This is a genomic window from Gemmatimonadaceae bacterium (genome assembly GCA_020846935.1).
Classification (GTDB): Bacteria; Gemmatimonadota; Gemmatimonadetes; order Gemmatimonadales; family Gemmatimonadaceae; genus RBC101.
This window is the reverse complement of record JADLCY010000012.1, coordinates 49502-67795: the sequence shown is the minus strand read 5'-3', so window position 1 is coordinate 67795 and position 18294 is coordinate 49502. Positions and strand designations below refer to the sequence as shown.

Annotated in this window: 14 protein-coding genes; 3 read left to right on the top strand and 11 right to left on the bottom strand. The window is 68.2% G+C overall.

What is annotated here, in order from left to right; genetic code table 11:
• Nucleotides 1–300 precede the first annotated feature (300 nt).
• Both IT361_15440 and IT361_15435 read right to left on the bottom strand, forming a co-directional pair.
• On the bottom strand, nt 301–1212 hold the full coding sequence (locus IT361_15440; GenBank protein MCC6319073.1) for an alpha/beta hydrolase: 912 nt from the start codon (nt 1210–1212) through the stop codon (nt 301–303).
• Entirely contained in the window at nt 1212–2357 is a 1146-nt protein-coding gene (locus tag IT361_15435; GenBank protein ID MCC6319072.1) for an aminopeptidase, read from the bottom strand. Before IT361_15435 ends, IT361_15440 begins: the two co-directional genes overlap by 1 nt.
• A gap of 102 nt (nt 2358–2459) precedes the next feature.
• Between IT361_15435 and IT361_15430 the strand changes: the two genes are divergently transcribed.
• Complete coding sequence (locus IT361_15430) at nt 2460–3953, top strand: amidase (protein ID MCC6319071.1); 1494 nt, start codon at nt 2460–2462, stop codon at nt 3951–3953.
• 39 nt (nt 3954–3992) lie between these two features.
• On the opposite strand, the gene IT361_15425 is transcribed toward IT361_15430, so the two are convergent.
• From IT361_15425 to IT361_15405, 5 genes are all read right to left on the bottom strand, one after another.
• Nucleotides 3993–6521: a carbohydrate binding family 9 domain-containing protein gene (locus IT361_15425; GenBank protein MCC6319070.1), complete on the bottom strand. Its 2529-nt coding sequence runs from the start codon at nt 6519–6521 to the stop codon at nt 3993–3995.
• Between the two features lie 193 nt (nt 6522–6714).
• The gene (locus IT361_15420) at nt 6715–7785 is read right to left on the bottom strand and encodes a hypothetical protein (GenBank protein ID MCC6319069.1); all 1071 of its coding nucleotides are present in this window, start codon (nt 7783–7785) and stop codon (nt 6715–6717) included.
• Nucleotides 7786–7886: 101 nt separating this feature from the next.
• Nucleotides 7887–8456 carry a MarR family transcriptional regulator gene (locus IT361_15415; protein ID MCC6319068.1) on the bottom strand — a complete coding sequence of 190 codons (570 nt, stop codon included), beginning with the start codon at nt 8454–8456 and terminating at the stop codon, nt 7887–7889.
• Nucleotides 8453–9769 (bottom strand): Zn-dependent hydrolase, encoded by a 1317-nt coding sequence (locus IT361_15410; protein MCC6319067.1) that lies wholly within the window; start codon nt 9767–9769, stop codon nt 8453–8455. The genes IT361_15415 and IT361_15410 overlap by 4 nt, the downstream gene beginning before the upstream one ends.
• Nucleotides 9770–10019: 250 nt before the next feature.
• Nucleotides 10020–10418, bottom strand: a complete 399-nt coding sequence (locus IT361_15405) for a BlaI/MecI/CopY family transcriptional regulator (protein ID MCC6319066.1) — start codon at nt 10416–10418, stop codon at nt 10020–10022.
• Between the two features lie 353 nt (nt 10419–10771).
• On the opposite strand from IT361_15405, the gene IT361_15400 reads away from it, so the two are divergent.
• A complete protein-coding gene (locus IT361_15400) occupies nt 10772–13210 on the top strand; it encodes an MASE1 domain-containing protein (GenBank protein ID MCC6319065.1) in 2439 nt (812 codons plus the stop codon).
• 151 nt (nt 13211–13361) lie between these two features.
• Here IT361_15400 and IT361_15395 read toward each other — a convergent pair whose 3' ends face one another.
• Nucleotides 13362–13802, bottom strand: coding sequence for a hypothetical protein (locus IT361_15395; GenBank protein MCC6319064.1), 441 nt, complete (start codon nt 13800–13802; stop codon nt 13362–13364).
• 244 nt (nt 13803–14046) lie between these two features.
• Between IT361_15395 and IT361_15390 the strand changes: the two genes are divergently transcribed.
• Nucleotides 14047–14553 (top strand): hypothetical protein, encoded by a 507-nt coding sequence (locus tag IT361_15390; protein MCC6319063.1) that lies wholly within the window; start codon nt 14047–14049, stop codon nt 14551–14553.
• Nucleotides 14554–14703: 150 nt separating this feature from the next.
• Here IT361_15390 and IT361_15385 read toward each other — a convergent pair whose 3' ends face one another.
• The 3 genes from IT361_15385 to IT361_15375 form a co-directional block, all read right to left on the bottom strand.
• Nucleotides 14704–16674, bottom strand: coding sequence for a hypothetical protein (locus tag IT361_15385; GenBank protein ID MCC6319062.1), 1971 nt, complete (start codon nt 16672–16674; stop codon nt 14704–14706).
• A 238-nt stretch (nt 16675–16912) separates the two neighbouring features.
• Entirely contained in the window at nt 16913–17728 is an 816-nt protein-coding gene (locus IT361_15380) for a peptidase E (protein ID MCC6319061.1), read from the bottom strand.
• Nucleotides 17729–17867: 139 nt separating this feature from the next.
• Entirely contained in the window at nt 17868–18260 is a 393-nt protein-coding gene (locus IT361_15375; protein MCC6319060.1) for a group II truncated hemoglobin, read from the bottom strand.
• Nucleotides 18261–18294: the final 34 nt, after the last annotated feature.

Genomic DNA, 18294 nt, shown 5'->3' with positions numbered 1-18294 from the left:
GCAGCACGCTCCCCGCAGCATATGACCGCTGCCGCGTCGCGGCAGGCCAACGCCAAACCTCACAGCGACAAGCGGATAGGGGCGCGTGGGGCAGCATGGCTCAACGCTATGTGCTGCGCGCGAACTGCTGATAAGACTGCCCGCACAAGAGCGTTCGGTAGACCGCCGATGGCCCTCGACCGCTCACGGGGGCAGTGGCATCCCTGGCGGCGGGCCGGCGCGCTCGATCCGAAGAGAGTGCCGCCGACCACCCCGCCGCGTCGCGCGGAGGCGGCAACCCCGTCGACGCAAGCGGCGCAGTCAGCGCACCGCACGCACCACGTCCACGATCGCCTCACGCACCCGCGGCCACGCCGCCCCCACCGGCGCGATCACCTCGAAGTGCCCCGCATTCGGCACGACCACCAGGTCCACGCTGTCGCCGGCTGCGCGCGCACGCGCCACGTACGCCTCGCGCGCGTGCGCCGGCATGATGAAGTCCGCATCACCCACCACCAGGCGCTGCCGCACACCGATCGGCAACAGCTCGGCGGGCGAAGCCTGGCGCCAGCGCTCGGGGACAGCGTCCCACGTGCCGCCCAGCAGCTTGTCGATCACGCCCTCCCCACAGCTGCGCTGGCCGTAGGTCATGAAGTCGCGCAGGTCACCGGGGCCGCCTAACGCGATGGCGGCGTGCACGCGCAGCGGGTCAGGGGAGTACAGCGGGCTCCCGGCGGGAAGCCGCGGCCGCGCGGCCGCCCAGATCGCAAGGTGCCCGCCGGCCGAATGCCCGGCCACCACCACGCGCGAGAGGTCGAGCGGATAGCGCGCCGCGAGCGCGCGCAACGCGTCGACGCCGGCCGCGATGTCGAGCATGGTCCCGGGCCAGCCACCCCCCGGGTTGTCATAGCGGCGGTACTCCACGTTCCATGTGGCGACGCCGGCGTCACGCAGGGCGTCGGAGAGGGCATTGGTGTTCTGCAGATTCGCCAGGCGATGGACCCAGCAGCCGCCGTGAATCATCACCAGCACCGGGAATGGCCCCCGTCCCTCGGGAATGCGCAGATCGCCAAACTGGAGAGAGTCGGAGCCGTAGGGCACGCGAGCCGTGGCCGGCCTTGCGGGTAGGGTGTCCACGTCACGCGGTCGAAGGCGCGTCGGCTGCGCGTGCGCGCTGGCCTCGGCGAGGAGGCACGCGAGCGCGATGGTGACACCGCGCCAGGCGCCGGCCATCATGGCTGGGGGCTCCATCGCTTGCCGTCGATGGTCACCGTCGCATCGGTGAAGAAGTTCCAGCGCACGTACCCGCCGCCCACGGATCCTCCGAGCTCGGTGTTGTCACCTAACGACAGCCGGACGACACCGGCGCCGTATCCATAGTAGGGGATCCATGGGTCGCCGTCGTCAGTGCGCACGGCCAGCAACGGGTTGAACCCGAGCGCGAACTCACGAAACGCACGTGCACCTGGGCCGGCCTGCTGGAGTTCACGGTCCACGCCGGCGCGGCCAGACGTCGCCTCGACCGCGACGACCTTCCCGCGCGTGAACGTCATGCGCAGACCCTCCACGCGTTCCCCTCCCCAGTCTCCCGGCGGAAAGACAATGGTGCCCTCCACCGACTCCTCGATCGGGGCGACGCGAACGGCGCCGGCCGGCAGCTCGACCTCACGATCGATCAGCGACCGCCCGCGCGCCGCGCGTGCTGCCGACGCGTCGCCGTCCTGGCGCGTGACGGGCCGGTCACCGATCCGGAACCGCAGGTCCGTCCCGGACGGGGTCGTCACGCGGACTTCGCCGGTGCGCATCGCCTGCTCGAACTCCCGCTGCCGGGCGGCAAGCGCGGTGTAGTCCGTCTCGAGGATCACGCGCTGATAGTGTGCGTCGACCGTCGCGGTTGGCTCGAAGAGCGTGCCGTCCGTGCGATAGGCGCCCGCCCAGTGAAAGTGCACGGTGCGGCCCTCCTGATCCCTGAGCTTCTCCTGAAATGCCGCGTAGATGGGCGCGAGCGCCGTCACGCCGGGCAGCATCACGCCAAGGTCCACATCGTCGAGCAGCTCGGCGATCTCCGCCGCGTTGGTCGCGCGCAGCCTCTGCGTGAAGTCGGTGTCCCACGCCCCCGGCCAGTCGCCCTGCACCGCCACGGCGCCAAGGTCGGTCCCACCGGCGCGAACGATCGCCGCGCGCAACGCCGGGACCAGGGAGTCCGCGGTGCCCGGCAACCCCACGAGCAGGACGCGTTCGCCGCGCTGCAGGCCGAACCGCTGCACCATGACGTCGGCGATGCGGGTCCACGAGGTGATCGAGGCCTGGGCACCGAGCGGCGCCTCGGCGGCAAGGGCGCCAAGGACGGCAACGACGAAGGCAGGATGGCAGCGCATGGAGTACGGGGTCGGAGGACCCCCGACATTGCCCGTCTCGCGGCGCGCGCGCCAGTCATAGCTTCCGATGCGACACATCCGGACCATAGACCAGGCGCAGTCATGAACGAACAGGAGTACATCGCCCGCGACGCGGTTGGACTCGGAGAACTGGTGCGGAACCGCCAGGTGACACCGCGCGAACTGGTGGACCTTGCGATCCAGCGCATCGAACGACTCAACCCGGTGCTCAACGCCGTGGTGCATCGGATGTTCGAGAGCGCCCGGGCCCAGGCCGATGCCTCGCCTGGCCAGGGGGTGTTTGCCGGCGTGCCGTTCCTCATCAAGGATCTGCTCGCCTGGTACGCAGGTGAGCCGCTCACCAGTGGCAGCCGGCTGTACCGCGACTTCCGCCCCCCGATCGACACCGAAGTGGTCACCCGCTACAAGGCGGCCGGACTCATCGTGCTGGGAAAGACCAACACGCCGGAGTTCGGGCTCACACCGTTCTGCGAGTCCGAACTGCTGGGCATCGCACGCAACCCGTGGAACCCCGACCGAACCACCGGAGGATCGAGCGGAGGATCGGGTGCAGCGGTCGGGAGCCGCATGGTGCCGATGGCGAGTGGTGGCGACGGCGGCGGCTCGCTGCGCATTCCTGCGTCCTGCAACGGCGTGTTTGCCCTCAAACCGACGCGAGGCCGCATTCCCACCGGTCCGCGTCAGGGCGAACTGTGGAACGGCGCGGCGATCGAACATGTCATCACGAGGAGCGTACGGGACAGTGCGGCGATGCTCGACGCCATCGCCGGCGCCGACCCTGGGGCGCCGTACGTGACGCCGAGGCCGGAGCGGCCGTTCCTGGCTGAAGTCACGCGCGAGCCTGGCCGACTGAGGATCGGAGTGACGACCACACCAACGCTCGGTCGCGCCGTGCACGCAGACTGCCTCGCCGCGGTCGACGACGCGCGTCAGCTCCTGGAGTCTGCGGGCCACGAGGTCGTCGAGGTGAACGTGCCGCTCGACAAGGACGCGTTCAACCGGAACTTCGTGATCATGGTGTGCGGCGAGGTGGCGGCAGATCTGCGCGACGCCGGCCGGCTGCTGCGTCGCCCCGCCAGGCGGGACGAACTGGAGTACACCACCTGGGCGCTCGCCATGATCGGGGAAGCGCTGCCCGCAGGCGTCTACGCACAGGCAAAACGCGACCTGCAGCGCGCCTGCCGGCCGGTGGGCCAGGTCTTCGAGACGATTGACGTCCTGCTCACGCCAACGCTCGCGGCGCCGCCGTTCCTGCACGGGGCCCTGCAACCACCGGCCCACGAGCGAGCGTTCCTCACGGCACTCGGAACGCTGCGTGCCGGTCGGGTGCTTCGCGCCGTGGGCGCCATCGAAAAGGCCGCGCGCGACATCTTCGACTGGATCCCTTTCACACCGCTGTTCAATGTGACCGGCCAGCCCGCCATGTCAGTGCCACTCAGCTGGAACGCGGAACACCTGCCCATCGGCGTGCAATTCGCTGGTCGGTTTGCAGACGAGGCGACGCTCTACCGACTCGCCGGCCAGCTCGAACGCCTTCGGCCATGGGCGTCGCGCATGCCGCCCCTGGCACAGTAGCTGCGCGCCCCCGCGTGCGGCGAATCGCACCGCACCGGCTCACGGATTCAGCCACCAGGACACCTTTACCAGCAGCGTGTTGTCGGGGTGCGCGCGAAAGAGGTCGCGGTAGTCGCGCGCAAACTCGAACGTGCCGGCATTGTGCCCGTCCTGGCGTCGGCCCTGCTGCCACACCACGAACAGCGTCGAGCCCGGGCGATATTCCCAGCGCATCACCGCGTTGGAGTTGAACTGCTTTACATTGAAACCCTCGGGGATCGCGCCACCGCCGTATGAGCGGTAGCGCTCGGCGTAGGTCGGAGCACGCGCATCGGCGACTTCCCGCCAGTCCTCGAAAGCGCCGCTGCTCACGAACGGTTGCCCATACAGCTGAAAGGAGAGGTTCGGCGACATCGTCCAGTTGGCACGCGCGGTGAACATCAGCGTACGCTGGTCGAGGCGGGCAAACGTGAAGTGCGTGGAATCGGCGAGTAGCGCGCCGTAGTTCCGTATCCACTGCTGGTCGTCCGTGCGATGCTCGTAGTTCGGCGCCACACTCATCGAGAACCGGCTCGCCAGGCGAACTTCGAGGCTCGTGCCAGCGGACCAGCCGTGCGAGCGTCCCCCGTCCCCGCGTCTGAGACCGACCTCGACGCCGGGCACGACCGCGCGGCGCGCGTCGCCCGAGAGATTCACGTCCAGCTCCTGTTTGATCGACTGGCGAATGGCCGGCCCACCACGTGCGCAGGCCACGCAGTGCGACGCGCCGATGTCGGCCACGCGCCACGTGATCGCGCCACCCCAGAAGTTGAGGAACTCGGCCGATGCGTGGGCCGACACGCTCGATCCGGCGGGCAGGCCTCCCGTCGTCCAGTGCTGTTCGGTGCTCAGCTGACTGAACGTGCGGCGATAGAAGGCGCCGGGACGCAGCGTCTGATAAGACAGGTTCTGGCGGAACGAAACATCGTTCACGACCGGCACGAACCCCATGTCGTTCGCCTCGAGGCCTGGCCCGGCCGCGCGGAGGAATGTGTTGTAGCGCACGGCGCCGACGAGCTTCGCGAGGCTCCCGCCGATCACGCTGCCGCCGAGCGACGTGCGCGTGGGGTCGTAGCGCTCCTCGTGATCCGGTCGCTGATAGGCATGCGTCGGCGACAGTTGCGTCCGGGCGATCGCCTGAGCAGAACCATGGACCACGTTCCGGCCTGTATAGAGCATCGCCTCCCATTTCTCCCGCGCAAAGCGATGGTAACCTTGCGCAACGAGCGTGTAGGCATCTCGGCGAAGGAACGGATCGGTGGCGGGTTCGAGGTCGCGGTTCAGCGCCGTAGCCATCACGCCGAACGCCGAACGACCCTGGCGTGCCTCCTTGAGGGCGCGGAGCACGAGATAGTTGGTGCGCGGCTCAATGGTCTCACCGTCGGCGCCGACCTCGCGACGCGTCACCGCCTCGACGACGCCGATCGACACTCCCTTCCCGAGGCGCCCGGTCAGCTTTGCCGCGCCGAGGATCGTCGTGGCGCCGGACCCCGAGCTCGAGGTGCGAAGCTGCGGAGCGCGTCCGATGCGACGTGTATAGAAGATCCCTTCGCAGGGGCCGCCGCAGCGGAAGAGCCCCACTCCCTCCTGAAAGAACGGCCGGCGCTCCTCGAACCGGATCTCGAACGCCGTGAGGTTGAGCACCGCCGGGTCGACCTCGACCTGACCGAAGTCGGGGTTCACGGTCGCATCCATCGTGAGGTTCGAACCAAGGCCAAGCTTCACGTCCAACCCGCCCGCGATCTGCTGCGGATGTGACCAGCCTTCGGCCTTCGCCTCGGTCACGTTGCGCGTCACCGTGTACGGCAGCAGCTCGAGTCGACTGCCTCTCCGGATGCGTTCGAAGCCCTCCAGCGTGCCCAGCTGGGATGCCAGCGTCTGGCTCGACTGCCGGTACGCGGGCCAAGCCACGCGCTCGCTCAGCCGCGCAATGTCTCGCCACACGCCGAACCCGAAGGCGGTTTGTCCGGGATTGAACCGGATCTGGCCGAACGGAATCGCAAACTCGGCGACCCAGCCCAGCGAGTCCACGCGCGCGGCGCCGTCCCAGATGCCGTCCCACGTCATGTCCTCGACGTAGTCGCCATAGATCGACGCATCGCGCTTCACCCCGGCAGGGTTCAGCATCAACTGGATTCCGTTGCGTCGATCCTGGTACCCGTCGATCAGCACCTTGATCTGGTCGCTGTTCGTGCGCACGTCACGGCGCGACAACAGGCGGACGATGCTGTCGGGGTGCGGGTCGAACGCGCGCACGACGACGTAGAGGTAGCGATCATCCCAGGCGGCGCGGATCTCGGTGCGAAACGAGGGGTCGGCATCCTCTGCCGGCGTGAATTGCCGGAATTGGTCCATGACCGGCGCCGAGCGCCACACCTCGTCGTCGTCGCGACCATCGATCAGCAGCGGGCGCTGGGCGCGCACCACAATGCCGCGGGTGGCGGTCGATGCTGGTGGGAGTCGAAGCCTGGCGCCGGCGGGCGCTTGTGCGCGCGTGGGCGCTGCGGGCAGGACGAGCACGATGGCGAGCGCGAACCGGAACGACGGCATCTACGTGGGGCGGAGTGCGTGACCCCCGGCGGAGGCCGGGCCACGCCTAGTACGCCCCAGGGCCGCCTCGCGTTCGCCGCGACGCGCGTCGTTCAGTCGATCTCACCGCGGCCTCCATAGCAGGCGTGACGTGGGCAGGCCGGTATCCCCGGCCTTCCGTGATCATTGGACAATTCGTCGAGGCTTTGGTTCATCATGGCGGGATCTCAACCGCACGCGCGGTGATTCGCGGCAACCCGTCCCTATCCCGCGTCGCCAGAAGAACGGTGGAGGCGCTGACATACAGCAGCTCTGTGCCTGTCCCACCGACGAACGAAAGGTCGATGCGTCCGAGGAAGGCACCTCGCGCGTCGAAGACGGTCCACAACGACGGCCTCGCGTAGTCCTGTACCCAGAGCCGATGCTCCTCGTCGGTGCGAAGTCGCCTGAATGCCGGGAGTGCGTCGGGCTTGGGCAGCGCCGAGAGACGCGCCAGGTGTTCGGCTCTTCGCGATCCGGTCTCGTTCGAGGGAATCATCGCGCGAAGGTCGCGCTCCCACTCCGCCTGTGTGTAGGCCGGAGGGTTCCCACGCACGCGAATGGAGAGTCGCTGCATCCCATCGAGCTGGAAGCCGTCGATCTGGAAAAGGCGGCCGTCGCCCGCATAGAGAACCCCGCCGCGTTCCGCCAGAGAGAGTTCGCGCATGACCGGACCAGCGTACATCGGCCCGGGCAGATGGGCGAAGAAGTGGGCCCAGCTACCATCAGGCCGCATCCTGACGTGCGCATACGTGCTGTAACCTTGATCGCCAGGACGCGGAATCACCGCGGCCTCTCGGATGATCACCGTACCGTCCGACAGGCACCCTCCGTATGGAACGGATCCCGGACGTGAGTATGATCGGGAGTGCACGCCGGCGGTGTCCCACACGCTGACGCGACCGTCGGAGTAGTCAATGACGACGATCGAGTCCGACCGCGTGAGGCATATCGCCCGCGTGTGAGTGAACTCCCCAGGGCCACTGCCACGCCGCCCAATCCGACGAATGAACGTCCCTGCCGGGGAATAGAAGATGAGCGCAGTTCTCTCGTTGAGCACCACCACGCCGTTGGGGAGCACGACGGCCCCGAGCCACGGCTGCCGGGGATCGATCTCGCTCGTGGTGTCTTCTTCTGCTGGAATCGAGAACGATGGAGTCGCCGCGAGCCGGATGCTGGCGCGCGTGCGTGGCAGCGAGTCATACTCCACGATTCGCACGCCGGCGCTATCTGTCAGGTGCATCACGGGTAGCCTGCTTGCCGCATCCCCAGCGCAACCAGTCTGCAGCGTAACAGCCAGCCCGGCTGTCGCCAACAGCCGGATGGGCCGCGCGCGCCGCGCGTCGTTCAGTCGATCTCGCCGCCGGCCGCCCGGCGGTCGGAGGCGCTCGCGACCCGCGGGGCCTCGTGGCGCACGCGATCGAGCACATCCACGAGCCGGTGGAGATCGGGCTCGGCGAGCATGGCGAGCGACGCCTCCATGGCAAGCGCGACGAGCGGGTCGAGTGTGGCGAGCAGCGTCAGGCCTTCGACGGATGCGCGGCAGTAGACCTGCCGTCGATCCGTCGACGATCCGCGCACCCGCTTCACGAACCCCGCACGCTCGAGTTTGTCAATGAGTCGCGTGATCCCGGCCGCCTCCTCGATCATGCGGTCCCGGATGTCGAGCGTGGGCAGACCAACGTCACCGGCGCCACGAAGGATGCGCAGCACGTTGTATTGCGCCATCGACAGCCCGTGGTCCTCGAGCACGCGAGCCACCGGCCGGCGCATCACGGCCGCCGTGCGCAGCAGCGACAGAAACGACTCTTCGCGCGTGGACGCGAGCGGCAAGGGCTGCTGCGCGCGCGGCGACGGGCTCGCGTGCCGTGTCGCCAGGCGACGACGGGCCGCTGGCTCGCGTCGGGTCGTGGTCATCGCGCGTCCACCGCGAGGAGCGTCTGCAGCAGCACGTTGGCCCCGTTCGTCACGTCGCCAGGCGCGGTGTATTCGGTGGGCGCATGCGAGATCCCCCGCGCGCTCGGCACGAAAATCATCGCCGACGGACAGATCGTCGCCATGTGCTGCGCGTCATGACCCGCGCCGCTCGGCAGGTACTTCGTGCTGAAGCCCAGGCCTTTCGCCCGCGCTTCGATGATCTTCTGCAGGGCCGGGTCGGTCAGCGCCGCCGATGAGGCATGCGTCGACTTGTAGCTGAACGTGGTACCGGTCGCCTCACCGATCTTTGCGGCCTCACCACGTACCGCGTCGAACAGGCGGGCGATCTTTGCGTCGTCGAGGTCACGCAGCTCGAGCGAACAGATCACGCGACCCGGTATGACGTTGGGCGCCCCGGGGAACGCCTGCGCGCGCCCCACCGTGCCCACCTGGCGCCCGGGCTCGCGCGTGACGAGTCGGTTGACCGCGTCGGTGAACCGGGCGAAGGCGAGCATGGCATCGCGTCGCTCGTTCATCGCCGTGGTCCCGGCGTGGTTCGCAAAGCCGTCGATCGTCACGTCCCACCAGCCGATGCCGACGATCCCCTCGACCACGCCGATGTCGATGCGCTCCTTCTCCAGCGTGCCGCCCTGCTCGATGTGCAGCTCGAGGTACGCCGCGACTTCACCGCGCCGCCGCTCGGCCTCCGCCAGCCGCGCCACACTCCCGCCGAGGAACGCGATGCCGTCGCCGATCGTCTTGCCGCTGCGCGAAACCAGCGCGAGGTCCGCCGTCGAGACATGCCCGGTGATCGCTCGGCTGCCCACCGTGCCGCCCTCCTCGTTCTGGAAGATCACGACCTCCAGTGGGTGCCGCGTGGTGACACCGCGCTCGGCCAGCGTCGCCGCCACCTCGATCGCGGAGAGCGACCCCACGGTGCCGTCGTAGTTGCCGCCTTCGGGAACGGAGTCGATGTGGGAGCCAAACCAGATCGGAGCGAGGCCCGCCACGGAACCGGCGCGCCGGCCGAAGATGTTGCCCGCCGCGTCTATCCGGACGTCGAGGCGCGCCGCGCGCATCAGCCCCATCGCGTATTCGCGGCCCTGTCGATCGAAGTCGCTGTAGGCAACCCGGCTCACCCCGCCCTGGGGGTTGGCGCCAAAACGCGCCAGCTCAGTGAGCGTACCGTTCAGCCGTTGACCGTTGACCCGGCTGTCGTCGAGCCCGCCATTTCGAGGTACACGCCACCCGCCTAACGCAGCCGCGCCAAGGGCGGCCAGGGAGGTGCGGGTGAACTCGCGACGGGACGGCATGACGACGGTTCGGCGAAGGCGCTGCGACGTACCCCGCGGGCAGGCGGCGGGAGCGGTTGGCAGAGCCCAATGTGACGAGCCGGACCGGAATGACAAGGGGTGTGGCCCACGCGCGGCACCCCCTCTTGGTTGGCGGCTCCAGAGTCGCTGATCCTGTTGCGCCAGAAAGGGGTGCGCTCCCTATCCAGAGAACGCCTCCCGCTCCGAACCGCCTGTCGCCGCGCCACCGTTCCCGGTGGCGCGGCGCTGCTCAGGAGGCGACTGGCAGGTAGGTGCGCTGCTCCGCGTCGGCAATCATTCGCTTGACCTCGCCGAGTTCGTCGGCGCCGAGTTCGCGCTCGACCAGGAGGTGCGAGATGAGCGCGGTCGGCTGGCCGGCGAAGAGCGAATTGGTGAGTTCGCCAACCATCGAGCGCCGCACCTCGGGCTCGGTCACTTCGGCGCGGTAGATGAACTGCCGACCGGCCGTGCGATGACTCACGACACCCCGCTTTTCCAGACGCGTCAGCAGGGTTGCCACGGTTGTTTGTGCGAGGGGGCGCGCCGGCAGCAGCCCCTCCTGCACATCGACGACGGTGCATTCTCCCTTGGTCCACAGGAGACGCACGATCGCGAGCTGGAGGTCGGTGAGATGGACGGGGATCAACATGGGGGCGTCGCTCGCGGAAGCGGTGAAACGGTGGTTGGACACCCGCGGCCGTACGACGGTTTGGCGATGCGGGTTTCCCGTTCGATGGGTGTTTGACCCGCGTCGCGCACCGCGGGATTCGTGTGTTGTGACGCCACGCATTGGCGCGTGATGAGGCGTGGGCAGGCGGGACGATCACCGCAGAACCGGGGGCTCGAGCTCGGGACGATTCCCGCGAGACCGCAGTGCCCGAGCAAAGGGTGTAGCGCTGGACCAGGGCGTGCCGGGCCAACTCGGCGGGTCTTGATGAGCGTGTGCACCGGCCGGATGTTGCGGTGCCTGCCACGGGTCATCCTCCTCGACCTCCCCTTCGCGTGCCGCCGTTCCTCCGCCGACCGCTCGCGGCCAACATCGCGCTCGCCCTGGTCTACGCGCTCCTCGGCGTTGCCACGCTTGCTCTTGGTCAGACGGCGGGCGTGGAGCTGCGTCGCGTGATCTGGGTGTCGAGCGGCGTCGCCGTCGCGGCCGGTCTGCTGGCTCCTTTCCCCATGTGGTTGGGAGCGGGTATCGGCGGCGCGCTCGCCACGGCGTTGTCGGGATCGGGCCCGATCATGATCGTGGGCACCGGCGTAGCGAACGGACTCGAAGTCCTGCTCACCGTGTCGCTGCTCCGGCGACAGCGCTTCTCCCCCGCGCTCGAGCGCATTTCGGACATTCTCGCGCTGATCCTCATGGGATCGGGCGTCGCGGCGCTGATTGCGGCGGTGCTCAGCGTGTCAGCGCTCGCGCTGTCGGGGCTGATCGGTTCCAGCACGTTCCTTCGCGTGCTGCTGCTGTGGTGGCTCACGCATGCGATGGGTATCCTGGTCATCACACCGGTCGCGCTCACCCTCGTCCGCACCCGCGCCGCGTTCGCGCGGCGACATCCGGCGGAGGTCGTTGGCGTGCTCTCGGCGGTCGCGATGACCACGTGGCTCCCGTTCTTCGCGGAGGGGAACGGCGTGCTCTCGCGTCTGTTCCTGTTGCCGTTTCCGCCGCTGCTCTGGGCCGCGGTGCGCCTCGGCATGGGCGGCGCGTCGCTGGGCGGGCTCATCGCCACCTCGATCGCGATGGTCGCGGCCGTACGACACACCGGGCCGCTCGCGGTGGGCACGCCTAACGAGACACTGTTTCTCACCTGGCTGTCGTCCAACGTCGTGATGCTTGCCACGTTGCTTTCCACGGCGCTGGTGGCTGGCATCGAAAAGGAGCGGGCCGCGCTCCAGTCCGGAGAGGCACGCCTGCGCGCAGTCCTCGACTCCGCGAGCGAAGGGATCGTGGTGACCGACGCGACGGGGCTCGTGACGCACGTGAATCGATCGATCGCCGACATGTGGCCGGCGCCGATCCCCCAGCCACGGCTGGACGCGCACATCGCTGAGAGCCTGGGCGCGCTCGCCGATGCGATCGGCAACGCGGACGAGCGCGCGCTGCTCGTCGCAGCGCCGGAGCCGGCAGGCCGCCGCGGAACGCTCTCGCTGCCCGATGGGCGCGTGTGGGAAGTGCTCGTGGATCCGCTGCGCGGCTCGGATGTGCGGCGCGGGTCCGTGTGGTCGTTCCTCGACATTACCACGCGCATTCGCGCCGACGAGGAACGGCAACACCTGCAGGCGCAGCTCCTGCACGGACAAAAACTGGAAAGCCTGGGCGTCATGGCCGGCGGCATCGCCCACGACTTCAACAACCTGTTGATGGCGATCCGTGCCCGCGCCGAACTGATCGGCGATACGGACGCGCTGCCCGACGACGCCCGCGTGGACGTGGAGGGGATCCTCCGCACCTCAGACCAGGCGGCCGCGCTGTGTCGCCAGATGCTGACGTATGCCGGCAGGGGCGCGATCGAGATCCGCACCGTCGACCTGTCGGCCTGTGCGCGGGAGATCCAGGACCTGCTGCGCGTGTCCGTGTCCCGTCAGGTCGCGCTGCAACTCGAGCTGAGCGCCGAGGCGTTGTGGGTGGCCGCGGACGTCACGCAGGTTCGGCAGATCGTGCTCAATCTGGTGACGAATGCTTCGGACGCGGTGGAGGCCACGGGTCGCGGAGGCACCGTGCGGGTCCGCACGTACCCTTCATTCCTCGGCCGCGACTGGCTGGCACGCGCGGTGATCGGCCTCGACGTCGCCGAGGGCGAGTTCTGCGTCCTCGAAGTGCGGGACGATGGCGTGGGCATGACCGAGGCCACCATCAACCAGATCTTCGATCCCTTCTTCTCGTCCAAGGGCACGGGACGCGGCCTCGGACTCGCGTCCGCGTTAGGCGTGATTCGCGGACACAAGGGAGCGCTCGCCGTGGAGAGTCGACCCGGGGGGGGCAGCCGTTTCGTCGTCGCGTTTCCGCGGGCCGATGCGACGCGCGGTGCGGCGCCACGGACCGAAGCCGCGCCTCTGAGTGGTGCATTCGAGGGCCGCACGATCCTCCTGGTCGACGACGACGAGGCGGTGCGCGGCGTCGTCTCGCGGTTGCTCGAACTCATGGGCATGCGAGTCAGCCAGGCGGTGGATGGCGACGACGCACTGCAGCAACTCTCCACCGAAGCGGGCCGGCGGGTCGATGTGGTACTCCTCGACCTCACCATGCCCCGCCGCAGCGGCCCCGCGACGTTGGCCGCGATGCGGGCCATGGGGCTCGACACGCCGGTGATCATCGCGAGCGGGTACTCCGCCGAGGCCGTGAACGAGGCAACCATCGCCGGCTTCGTGCAGAAGCCGTTCGACAGCGACGACCTGCGGCGGGCGATCGAGCGAGCGCTCGCCAACGGGCCGGTGCGCGGGTAGGCGCCGGCTCAGCGTGCCACGTCAGGTAACAGCAGACGGTACTCGAATGCGGAAGGCACGTCTCCGTTGTTCGAACCGCGACGCTCGGCGGGCGGCGACTGACCGCGATGGCGATATGTTTGCCCGCGCAGCATCCGCCACGGTCCGCTCCCTATCTGGTCACGCGCACCCAGGCGGTGTACCGCGACTTCTCCCTTGGCTGCCCATCGATCGGATACGGGGTGAGGGCCACGAGCCGTACCGTGTGGCCCCATGCCTGCCCGGCGCGCGGTTCGAGATGCGTATGCAACGCCAGGTTTGTTGATGGCGCCTTGCAGCCTTGCCTGAAACAGGGCGGGTGCACCGTGATGGCCGCGACGGCGTCGCCCGCCCACACACAAATGGCATTGGCCGGACAGCGGGACTCCGACGGAACGTCCGAGAGCACCATGAGGACTTCGCCGACCTGCACTTCCCGCCCAAGCGGCAACGGAACCGAGTCGCCGGCCTGCAACAGTGAATACTCCGCGGTGGCAGTCGGCTCAGGACTCTGGTGACTGCAGGCCGACGACAGCGCGAGAAGGAGGACGACGGATGCGCGAAGTTTGGTCATGAGAGAGGCGCGAGGTGGTGTACGCCGGAGGGACACGCCCCCCGAATGATACCCCGAACGGCCCGTCAACCTGACTCTCGACCATGCAGCCGCCCTTGCCAGGGGGGACAAGGGGAGGCCCGCTTGCCGTTGCCGTCGGCGGGCCGCGGATCGCCATGCAAACAAGGCGGTACGTCCCATCAAGGCGGTACGCTCGTACGCGTGGCTGCAGCTTGTACGATCCCGCAACTTCGAGGAGTTCCGTATGTCCGCACGCGCGTTGATACTCGCCCTTGCCCTGGTGGCCACGCTACCCGTCGGCGCCCTTGCGCAGGGTGCGACGCCGCCCCCCACCTGGGAGCAGGCGTTTACCCGCTCGTGGAAGAGCGTACACGACAAGATCCTCGCGATGGCAAGGGACCCCGAGCTGCCGGACGCGAAGCTCGAGACCAGACCGCATCCGGACTCTCGCACGATTCTCGACGAACTGCGCCACGTGACGATCGGGCTCGAGATGACGGCAGCCCAGCTCAAGGGTGAACCGTTCGACTACGCCGCACGCGAGAAAGCCGACGAGGCAAAGCCGCGCACGCGCGCCCTCATGATCCGGGAGATGGAAGCGGCCATCGCGGTGTCGTACCCGCTGGTCGAGGCCCGGCCCTCGCCGCGTCACATGGGCTGGCTCGAGCACCAGGGCGAGCACTACGGCAAGCTGGTCTCCGGATATCGCCTGGCGGGCATCGTGCCGCCGGTCAGCCGTCCAAAGAAGTAGCGCCATCGACAGCGTGGTGGGGCGGGCAACCGAAGTCGCCTGCCCCACCACAAACACCGCAAACACGCGGAGGTCGGTTGCACTGCACGCCGCACCGTCGTTCCCGTTGCGGCGTGCGGCTCACGGCAAACCGCGGGGCGCGGAGACCGGCTACGGGACGATCGAGACCGCGAGGTCGCGCACCGAGCCCGCGAGCTTCTGCACTCTGGGTGCATCGCAGGAACCGCGCACATCGCCGTCGAGCACCGTGGCGAGCGCGGTGAGCGCATCACGCCGCTGCGACCCCGACGCTCGCTCCGCACCGGCGAGCGCCTGGCGGATGGTGGCGATGCGCGCGGCCGGGAGGCACGCGCTGCGCTCGAGCTGATCGACCCAGGAGCGCGCGAGGGCAAAGCTCGGCGGCCACACGAACCGCGGCTGACCCTGCGCGTTCAGGTAGTCCAGATGCACCGTGCGGGCCGCGTCGATCTCGTTCTGGCTGATGAAGGCGCTCGGCGTGAGCTCGGCGATATCGAGCCCGCGGCCGATCTCGGAACTGACGATCGCGCCGTTGTACCAGTAGACCGACCACGACCCGGCATCGCCCATTTCCGTTGAGTCCGCCGGTCCGCGATCGAAGAAGGCAATCTCCTTCGGGTGGGCGGCATCGGTCCAGTCAAACACCGAGATGCCGCCCTGGTACCACGACTGAACCATGACGTCCCGCCCGGGGATCGGAATCAGCGAGCCGTTGTGCGCGACGCAGTTCTCGTTGACGGTCTGTGCGGCAGGGAGCTTGTAGTAGCTCCGGAACACCAGCTTGCCGTTTTCGATGTCGAAGATCGCGTTGGCGCCCCACTCCTTGCGGTCGGTGGCACGGCACTTGGGAGCACCACCACCGCCCCATTCATCGGAGAACAGCACCTTCGTGCCATCGTTGTTGAACGTGGCCGAATGCCAATACGAAAAGTTGGAGTCCGCCACCGCACCGATGCGCACCGGGTTGGCCGGATCACGGATGTCGAGCAGCAGGCCGTAGCCCTCGCACGCGCCACCGGCGAGCCCGATGGCCGGATACACGGTGATGTCGTGGCACTGCGTCGGCCCGGGGCGGGGGCCCGTGCCATCACCGGGTTCCTCGCCGATCATCTTCGCGATGATGCCCGGGAGCGCAGCGCGCAATGTGGCACTGTCGGCCGCCGTGGGTCCGCCGCTGCCCCGCCGCGCCCGCACGATGCTGTCGAGCATCGGACGGACGAACCCCGGAGGAACCACCATCTCCATGCCCATCACGGTCGCGGTGAACATGCCTCTGGAGCGCGCCTCGGCGGCAGCCTTCGCCGCGGCCGCGATGTCTTCGGGCGCCTCGGCATGTTGCACCGGCGCGGTGAGCTTGTCGAAGATGCGCGGCGAACTCACGATCGCGGCCGCCTGCGGATTGGCCAGCGGCACCTTGATGACTTCGATGCGGAAGAGCGCCGAGTTGGCGTCCTTGTCCGGCGCGGCGTTCACGCACCCCGGCAACTCGTCAGGCGAACGCACGCCAGCCGACCCGGACACATAGATGTAGACGTTGTCCCGGTCGCGCGGATCCTCGAGCACCGTGTGCGTGTGCGAGCCGCGACAGGTCTGCACGTTCGCGATGTACTTCGGATTGGCGATGTCGGTGATATCAAAGATGCGGATGCCGCGGAGGCGCTCCTTACTCACCGCCTCGCGTACGCCCTGCCCGCCGCAATCGAGTCGGCCACCCATGCCTTCGCCCGACACGAAGAGCAGGTTGCGGTACACCGACACGTCACTCTGCGACGCCGGGCAAAAGTACGCCGTCTTGAGCGCCGGCTTTGCCGGGTTGGCGATGTCCCACACCTGGAAGCCGTTGTAGCTCCCCTGGATCGCGTACGTGCCGGTGAACGCGAGGTCGGAGTTGGTGGCGCCGAGGAACCTCGGCGAGGGCTGAGTGCGCGAGAGGACGCGCAGGTTCCACGACGCCTCGGCGGCGTCCATCATGCCGGCGCGGAGTCCCACACGCGGATCCGGCGTCGGCGCCGCGTTGGGCGACGTGCTCGGCGGCCGGGAGGGCGCGCAGGCAGAGGCAAGCGCGAGGGCAAGCGCGATCAGGCGACGCATCGAGAGTTGCATCAGATAGGTAGGCAGACGGATGAGAAGGAGCACACAGGAGGACGGATCGATTCGCGCGGTTGCACGGGTGGACGAACGGTCACGCGGCGGGGAACGGAGAGCCGGATATCGATCCGGTGACATGGTTGATCAACTCATGTAGCGACAGAGCCATTGCAGCTCAACTTCCCTACCCCATCTCCCTCGTTCCCTGCCCCTCGCCAGTGCGTTCATCCGTGTCCCCAATCCGCCAAACCGCTCAGGCAATCTTCTCCGGCTGGAGCACGTGCTCCTCGACCTTCCCGTTCACGACGGTCACGTGGTACACGCGCGCGGCGTCCCGCGTGTGCACCACGCGCTTGACCTCGTTGTCCTCGAAGTAGATCCCCGCGTCGTTGTCACACGCGTATCCGGGCTTCATCTGACCGGAGCCGATCAGCTTCTGGTACAACGGCCGACGACCGGGCTCCGCGTCGTAGTGCGGCGAATGGCTGCCCTTGAGAAAGCCCAGGCACTTCACGATGGACAATTCCTTTGGACGCGAGTCGGTGGTGCCCTCCTCGAACCAGCAGAGTGACCCGGCGCTCGCACCGCCAAGCACGATGCCGCGATCCCACGCTTCGCGCAGAACCAGATCGATGCCCTGCGCTTTCCAGATCGCCTGCTGGTTCAGCGTGTTGCCGCCGGAACAGACGATGCCGTCGACGCCAAGCAGAACCTCGTCCCATCCCCTGAGCTGTCGGGTGCTCGCGATGAAGCTCTCTTGCACGCTCGCTTCGACATTGAGCGGCGCGCAGTTGCGAAACCAGGTGACGATACCGTCGGGCCGATCGGCGGACGCAGTCGGGAGGTAGAGAAGCTTTGGCCGCGCCTTGCCCGTGAGTTCGGCCATGTAGCGGATGAATGCGGTACCGAATCCGCCGCCCGCGATCAGGATCTTGCGCGTCGCGGCCCACGGGGCGCGGCGGGCCTCAGGTTCGTCGAGCCGCATCGCAATGCCGCCCAGCGAAAACTGCGCGGCCCCGACGCCAACGGAGCCCAGGGTTGACGAGACGACGAATTCGCGACGCTTCATGGGACGAGCTCCGGGGGAAAGGAGTGCGGTGACGCTGTATGCGAAGTGCGAGGGTCGGACGGGCCTCGGCTCGCGGCGTTGCTTCCATGACACCAGCGGGACTGGAAACCATGCCACCGCGAACGGGCTGCGGCAACGTTCAGTCGGGTCGGTTACGCATGTGGTCCGCCAGCGCGTGGATCTTTTCGCGTAGCCGCTCACGCAGGTCATCGGGCATTTCTGCCTCGGTCAGCGCCTGATTCATGCACCATAGCCACTCGTCCCGCTCGCGCGACGCGATCGGGAACGGCAGGTGGCGCGCGCGCAGCTGGGGATGCCCGTACTTCTCCACGTAGACCGGGGGCCCGCCGGTCCACCCCGTGAGGTACAGGAACAGCTTTTCCCTGGACGACTTGAGACTGGCAGCGTGCAGCGACCGGACGTTGGTGGCTTCGGGCGACGCGTCCATCAGGTCGTAGAATCGATCAACGAGACGGCGGATCCCAGCCTCGCCTCCCATCAGGTCGTACGGAGTAGGTGCCGGTGAGGTCATGCCGCAAAGTTAGTGCGCTCGTCGACCGTCGCGC